Source organism: Aeromonas sp. LsrichE-8G, assembly GCF_022869435.1.
Lineage (GTDB): Bacteria > Pseudomonadota > Gammaproteobacteria > Enterobacterales > Aeromonadaceae > Aeromonas > Aeromonas caviae.
Genome location: NZ_JALIHH010000137.1, coordinates 1 through 7,868, shown reverse-complemented (window position 1 = coordinate 7,868; position 7,868 = coordinate 1). Strand labels below are relative to the sequence as shown.

Here is a 7,868-nt window from a genome sequence, read left to right as displayed (position 1 = left end):
CACTTGGCGCGGTTCACGGGTAGGGCGCCCGATCAGGCTTCGAGAAGGAAACTGGGGCTCGATAAGCCCCCATTGTGCATCAGTCAGCTGATAACGGCGGGACACGGAATGGATCTTAAGCTGTTGAGAAGATGTGAGATTATATCTTCATCACTTTAAGAACACAGCCTAGAGCGCAGCACCAAAGCCAGGCATAAAAAAACAGCCCCGCAGGAGCGGGGCTGTTTGCATGACAGCGTGGTTGCGACGGCAGATCACACGGCCAGGTAGTCCATGATCCCTTCGGCCGCCTTGCGACCCTCGTAAATGGCGGTTACCACCAGATCCGAGCCGCGCACCGCGTCACCACCGGCGAACACCTTGGGGTTGCTGGTCTGGAAGGCGTACTCGGCCTTCTCGGGCGCCTTGATGCGATCCCGGCCGTCGAGCTCGACGCCGTGCTCTGCCATCCAGGGCTGGGGGTTGGGCTGGAAGCCGAACGCCATCACCACCGCATCGGCGGGCAGCACCTGCTCGGAGCCTTCAATGACCACAGGATTGCGGCGGCCATTGGCATCGGGGGCGCCGAGCTCTGTGCTCACCACCTTGATGCCGCAGGTGCGGCCGTGGGCGTCCAGTTCGACCCCGACAGGTTGCAGGTTGAACATGAATTCCACCCCTTCCTCCTGGGCGTTTTTCACCTCCCGCTTGGAGCCCGGCATGTTCTCGGCATCCCGGCGGTAGGCGCAGATCACCCGATCGGCCCCCTGGCGGATGGCGGTGCGCACGCAGTCCATGGCGGTGTCGCCGCCCCCCAGCACCACTACCTGCTTGCCGGCGAAGTCGATGTAATCGGCTTGCGCCTTCTCAAAGCCCAGCAGCCGGTTGGCGTTGGAGATGAGGTAGGGCAGGGCGTCGTAGACCCCCGGCGCCTCTTCGTTGGCAAAGCCGCCCTTCATGTACTTGTAGGTGCCGACCCCGAGGAAGACCGCATCGAACTCGCCGAGCAGATCGGCGAAGGTGACGTCACGACCCACTTCGGTCTCGAGACGAAACTCCACTCCCATCCCCTCGAAGATCTCGCGGCGGCGCTGCATCACCTCTTTCTCCAGCTTGAAGGAGGGGATACCGAAGGTGAGCAGACCACCTATCTCCGGGTACTTGTCGAACACCACAGGGGTGACGCCATTGCGTGCCAGCACGTCGGCACAGGCAAGGCCCGCTGGGCCCGCGCCAATGACGGCGACCCGCTTGTCGGTCTTGACCACCTTGGAGAGATCCGGGCGCCAACCCATCTCGAAGGCCTTGTCGGTGATGTACTTTTCGATGTTGCCGATGGTCACGGCGCCGAATCTGTCGTTGAGGGTGCAAGCACCCTCACACAGTCTGTCTTGCGGGCAAACGCGGCCACATACCTCCGGCAGGCTGTTGGTCTGGTGGGAGAGCTCCACCGCCTCCAGGATGCGTCCCTCGTTGGCCAGCTTCAGCCAGTTGGGGATGTAGTTGTGTACCGGGCACTTCCACTCGCAATAGGGGTTGCCGCAGTCGAGGCAGCGATCCGCCTGCATGCCGACCTGGGCCTGGTTGAAGGGCTCGTAGATCTCCACGAACTGGATCTTGCGGATCTTGAGCGGCTTCTTGGGCGGGTCGACCCGCTGGACATCGATAAACTGGAATACGTTCTGGCTCATAGGGTTCCCTCCTTATTGCGCCTGGATTCTGAGTTCTGCACTGGAACGGCTGGTGTGGCCAAGCAGCGATTTGACGTCGCTGGACTTGGGTTTGATCAGCCTGAACTTGGGCACATAGGAGTCGAAGTTGGCCAGGATCTCCTCGGCACGCGAGCTGCCTGTCTCGTTGAGGTGCGCCGTGATGATACCGCGCAGGTGCTCCTGGTGGATGGCCAGATCCGCCACCTCCAGCAGTTCGACCAGCTCGGGGTTGGTGCGCTTGGCAAAGTTGCCGCACTCGTCGAGCACGTAGGCAAAACCGCCAGTCATGCCCGCCGCGAAGTTGACACCGGTCTTGCCGAGCACGGTGACGATGCCGCCTGTCATGTATTCACAGCCGTTGTCGCCAATCCCCTCGACCACCGCCAAGGCCCCTGAGTTGCGCACCGCGAACCGCTCGCCGGCGGTCCCTGCGGCATAGAGCTTGCCGCCGGTGGCGCCATAGAGGCAGGTGTTGCCGATGATGGCCGCCTCGTGGGATTTGAACGCCACGCCGACGTGGGGTTTGATCACCAGCTTGCCGCCGGTCATCCCCTTGCCCACGTAGTCGTTGGCATCCCCGGTGAGGATCATCTCGAGGCCGCCGGCGTTCCAGACGCCGAAGCTCTGGCCGGCGGTGCCGTTGAAGTGCACCTTGACCGGATCGGCCGCCATGCCCTGGTTGCCGTGGCGTTTGACGATTTCGCCGGACAGACGCGCACCCACGGAGCGGTCGGTGTTGCGGATGTCGTAGCGGAACTCGCCGCCACTCATGTTTTCCACCGCACCCAGCAGGTCTTCCACCATCTTGAGGTTTAAGTGCCCCTTGTCGAAGGTGGGGTTGTGCTGCTGGCTGAACAGACTGGAGCCTGCCGGTGCAACCGGGGCCGCCAGGATGCCGGACAAGTCCAGCTTGGCCTGACGGGCGGTGAGGCCGGGCAGGGCTTCCAGCAGGTCGGTACGACCGATGAGGTCGGTGAGCTGGGTGACGCCAAGCTCGGCCATCAGCTCGCGCGTCTCCTCGGCGATGAACTTGAAGTAGTTCATCACCATCTCCGGCAGGCCGGTGAAGTGTTCGCGGCGCAGCTTCTCATCCTGGGTGGCGACGCCGGTGGCGCAGTTGTTCAGGTGGCAGATACGCAGGTATTTGCAACCGAGCGCCACCATGGGGCCGGTACCGAAGCCAAAGCTCTCGGCGCCGAGGATGGCCGCCTTGATGATGTCCAGACCGGTCTTGAGGCCGCCATCCACCTGCAGGCGCACCTTGTGGCGCAGGCCGTTGGCCACCAGCGCCTGTTGGGTTTCGGCCAGGCCCAGCTCCCAGGGGGAGCCGGCGTATTTGACCGAGGTGAGCGGGCTTGCGCCGGTGCCGCCGTCGTAGCCGGAGACGGTGATGAAGTCCGCATAGGCCTTGGCCACGCCACAGGCGATGGTGCCGACGCCAGGTTCGGACACCAGTTTCACCGACACCAGGCAGTTCGGGTTGATCTGCTTGATGTCGAAGATGAGCTGGGCCAGATCCTCGATGGAGTAGATGTCGTGGTGGGGCGGCGGGGAGATCAGGGTCACGCCGGGCACCGAGTAGCGCAGCTGGGCGATTTGCGCGGTGACCTTGTCTCCGGGCAGCTGGCCACCTTCACCGGGCTTGGCACCCTGGGCGACTTTTATCTGCACCACGTCCGCGTTCATCAGGTAGTGAGGGGTGACGCCAAAGCGACCGGAAGCTACCTGTTTGATGCGAGAGTTCTTCTCGGTACCAAAACGCTTGGGATCTTCACCGCCTTCGCCGGAGTTGCTCTGACCGCCGAGGCGGTTCATGGCGATGGCCAGGGCCTCGTGGGCTTCAGGGCCGAGGGCGCCGATGGACATGGCCGCGGAGTCGAAGCGGGGGAACAGCCTGGCGGCTGGCTCCACCTGATCCAGCGCAACCGGGGTGGTGCCCTGTTTGAGCGACAGCAGATCCCGCAGAGTGGCGACCGGGCGCTCGTTCACCAGACGGGCATACTCCTTGTAATCGGCGTAGTTGCCGGAGCGCACCGCCACTTGCAGGGTCTGCACCACGTCCGGGTTGTAGGTGTGGTACTCGCCACCGTGGACGAATTTCAAGAGGCCGCCCTGGGTCAGCGGCTTGCGGCCGAGCCAGGCCAGACGGGACAGATTGATCTGATCCTGCTGGATGTCGGCAAAGTCGGCACCCTGGATGCGGCTCGATACGCCGCGGAAGCAGAGTTCGACCACGGCCTTGGAGAGGCCGACGGCTTCGAACAGCTGGGAGCAGCGGTAGCTTGCCACCGTGCTGATGCCCATCTTGGACATCACCTTGTAGAGGCCCTTGTTGATGCCGTTGCGGTAGTTGAGCATGGCCTGGCGCAGGCTCATCTTGAGCACGCCCTCTTCTACCTGCTTGGCGAGGGTCTCGTAGGCGAGATAGGGGTAGATGGCGGTAGCGCCAAAGCCCAGCAGCACGGCGAAGTGGTGCGGGTCGCGCACGCTCGCGGTCTCCACCAGGATATTGGCGTCGCAGCGCAGGTTGTTGTCCACCAGGGTACGCTGCACCGCCCCCACCGCCATGGCGGCCGGGATGGGCAGGGTATCCGGGCTGATGTCCCGGTCTGACAGTACCAGCAGCACGGCGCCGCTACGGGCCGCTTCAGCTGCCTCGTGGCAGAGGCGCTCGAGGGCGGCTTGCAGCCCCTCTTCGGGGAGGTAGTTGAGGCTCAGCACCGCATGGCGGTAGTGCTCCCCTTCCAGGGCCAGCAACTGATGGAAGTCGGAGTAGAGCAGGATCGGCGACTGGAACAGCACCCGGTGGGCGTGACCGAAGGTCTCGTTGAACACGTTCTGTTCGCGGCCGATACAGGTGGCCAGGGACATGACGTGATTTTCCCGCAGGGGATCGATGGGTGGGTTGGTCACCTGGGCGAACATCTGGCGGAAGTAGTCGTACAGGGTACGCTGGCTGGAGGAGAGCACCGCCATCGGGGTGTCATCCCCCATGGAGCCCACCGCCTCCTGGCCATTCTCGCCGAGCACGCGGATCACCTGATCCAGCTCTTCAAAGGAGTAGCCGAACAGCTTCTGGTAAGTCTTGAGCCGGTCATCCGGTAATTCCCGCGATCCCGTGCTGGCATCGTCCATCTGCTCGAAGGGCACCAGGCGCTTGCAGTGCTTGTCCATCCACTGCTTGTAGGTGTGACGGCTCTTGAGATCGTCATCGATCTCGAAGCTGGTCCAGATCTTGCCGTTGCTGGTATCGACCACGAACAGCTCCCCCGGGCCGACACGGCCCTTCTCCAGCACTTCGTCCGGGGTGTAGTCCCAGGTGCCCACTTCGGAGGCCAGCGTGATGAACTTGTCCTTGGTGATGACGTAACGTGCCGGACGCAGACCGTTTCTGTCGAGTGCGCAGGTGGCGTAGCGACCGTCGGTCATGACGATGCCGGCCGGGCCGTCCCAGGGCTCCATGTGCATGGAGTTGAAGTCGTAGAAGGCGCGCAGGTCGTCATCCATGTTCGGGTGCTTCTGCCACGCAGGCGGGATCAGCAGGCGCATGGCACGGAACAGGTCCATGCCGCCGGCCAGGAAGAGATCCAGCATGTTGTCGAGGCTGGAGGAGTCCGACCCCGTGGTGTTGACGAAGGGGGCGGCCTCTTGCAGATCCGGGATCAGCGGGGTGGCGAACTTGTAGCTGCGCGCCTTGGCCCACTGGCGGTTGCCGGCAATGGTGTTGATCTCGCCGTTGTGGGCGAGGTAGCGGAACGGCTGCGCCAGCGGCCAGCGTGGGCTGGTGTTGGTGGAGAAACGCTGGTGGAACACGCAGATGGCGGCCTGCATGCGGATGTCGGCCAGATCCAGATAGAAGCGCGGCAAATCCACCGGCATGCACAGTCCCTTGTAGACGGTGACCAGGTTGGAAAGGCTGACCACATAGAAGTAGTCGTCGCTGATGCGCTTCTCGATGCGGCGGCGCACGATATAGAGGCGGCGCTCGAGATCCTTGTCGACCCAGCCCGGGGGCGCGTTGACAAAGACCTGTTCAATGCTGGGCAGGGACGCCTTGGCGATGGAACCGAGTACGTTGGTATCGATGGGCACCTTGCGCCAGCCGACCAGACTCAGGGTCTCTCTTTCCAGCTCCTCGTCGATGATGTCGCGAGTGGCCTGGGCCAGGATGGGATCGGGGTTGAGAAACAGCATACCGACCGCGTAGTTGCGGCCCAGGTGCCATCCCTTCTCTTCGGCGACAGCTCTGAAGAAGCTGTCGGGTTTTTGCAGCAACAGGCCGCAGCCGTCGCCGGTCTTGCCATCGGCGGAGATACCGCCGCGGTGCTGCATGCGAGCCAAGGCTGACATCGCGAGACGGACAAGCTTGTGGCTGGCTTCCCCTTCCATGTGGGCCAACAGGCCGAAGCCACAGTTATCCCTCTCCAGCTTTGGATCATATAGTGACATTGCATTTCTCCCTTGCTCGGCCTTCCATCGCACTGTCATCAACAGACTGCATAAATTGCGATTGGCTCTTGTGGTTCCGTCCGCCTGAGGTGGCGAATCTCCAAACTAATGGGATTTTCGGGCAAGGTCAATTGGACATCCCGCTTGTTTGCAATGTTACATCGCCATAACAAAATGTGGGTTTTTGAGACTCAATCAGCATTTTTGTGTATTTATGACTGCTTTTAATTCATTTGTTGGCTTTATATTCTGGTTATGGACGGTTTGATGGTTGACTGCATGGTGGCAGAAAACTGTAGTAATTTTACAAAGTCATCTCTGGTGTGCTTGGCGGGGATCACATTTCAGGATCCTGCGTCTTGCATTTGTCCATAAGCAGGCTAAACAGGATTTTTTCAGTAGTTACAGCCGGTTATGGGCGAGAAGTTATGACACTTTTCTCCAGGTGGCAGGAGTGACAGGTTGTCAAAAGTGACCGTGAATGCCGGCTGTTGGGTATTTATCGCATCTAACGTGAATATTTATATGATTTTTGGGTAGGGAGCGGGATTGATCCAGCGCAGCCTGCCCGCTGGGCTGCGTCGCTAGAATGACATCTCATTTCGGAGGTGTCATGCAGTTACACGAACTCATCAATACATTTGGCCAGGATCTCAAGCAGCGCCACGGCCAGAAGATCCACAAGCTCTCCATCCACGGGGCCTTTACCTGCCCCAACCGGGACGGCACCCTGGGCCGGGGTGGCTGCACTTTCTGCAATGTCTCCTCCTTTGCCGACGAGTCGGCCCAGCAACTCTCCGTGGTGCAGCAACTGCTGGCACGCCGGGACGAGGTGACCCGGGCCAGGCGCTATCTGGCCTACTTTCAGGCCTATACCAGCACCTATGCCGAAGTGGAGTACCTTCAGCGCATGTATGAAGAAGCCTTGTCGGTGAGCGACATGGTGGGGCTCTGCGTCGGAACTCGCCCTGATTGTGTACCCGATGCGGTGCTGGATCTGCTGGCAGGTTATCAGGCCAGAGGTTACGAGGTGTGGCTGGAGCTCGGGCTGCAAAGTGCCAACGACAAGACGTTGCAACGCATCAATCGGGGTCACGGCTATGCCGCTTATGCCGATGCCGTTGCCCGAGCCCATCTGCGAGGCATCAAGGTGTGTGCCCATCTCATCGTCGGCCTGCCCGGCGAGGTGCCGATGGACAGCCTGGAAACCCTCCACCGTGTCGTGGAGACCGGCGTCGAGGGCATCAAGCTTCACCCACTACATGTGGTGGAGGGGAGCACTCTTGGCAAGGCGTGGCAGGCGGGGCGGCTGGATGTGTTGACGATGGAGCAGTATGTGGCGGCGGCGGTCGCCATGATCCAGTACACGCCTCCCGAGGTGGTCTATCACAGGGTCTCGGCGTCGGCGCGCCGCCCGACCCTGCTGGCCCCCGCCTGGTGCGAGAATCGCTGGAGCGCCATGACCGCCATTGCCGCGGCGCTGGCACGCTCAGGCCCTCAGGGACACTGCCTGGGACGCCCTTTTTCTCTCCCTTCCACGGGCGAGTGCCAACTCTAATTTCGTCAAAAAAACAGTGGGTTATTATACCAATCAGATTAAAGATGTGATCTAATTGCTCTATTCTGGTTTCACTGTACTCAGTATGTCCGATCCAATCGATTTCTTGGCCCTCGCCAAGGCAGAAACCAACGCCAGGAAACGCATGCGATTCCTGGCGTTAGCACACT

3 protein-coding genes and 1 pseudogene are annotated in these 7,868 nt (G+C 61.4%); 1 reads left to right on the top strand and 3 read right to left on the bottom strand.

Features of this window, described 5'->3' with window-relative positions:
• The 3 genes and pseudogenes from MUW49_RS17450 to gltB form a co-directional block, all read right to left on the bottom strand.
• Positions 1–105, bottom strand: a pseudogene (locus MUW49_RS17450) (IS5/IS1182 family transposase); the annotation flags it as partial.
• A gap of 149 nt (positions 106–254) precedes the next feature.
• Entirely contained in the window at positions 255–1,670 is a 1,416-nt protein-coding gene (locus MUW49_RS17445) for an FAD-dependent oxidoreductase (protein WP_041213089.1), read from the bottom strand.
• Positions 1,671–1,682: 12 nt separating this feature from the next.
• Positions 1,683–6,140, bottom strand: a complete 4,458-nt coding sequence (gene gltB / locus MUW49_RS17440) for a glutamate synthase large subunit (RefSeq protein ID WP_244813020.1) — start codon at positions 6,138–6,140, stop codon at positions 1,683–1,685.
• A 613-nt stretch (positions 6,141–6,753) separates the two neighbouring features.
• On the opposite strand from gltB, the gene MUW49_RS17435 reads away from it, so the two are divergent.
• Positions 6,754–7,698, top strand: coding sequence for a TIGR01212 family radical SAM protein (locus MUW49_RS17435; RefSeq protein WP_042864044.1), 945 nt, complete (start codon positions 6,754–6,756; stop codon positions 7,696–7,698).
• Positions 7,699–7,868: the final 170 nt, after the last annotated feature.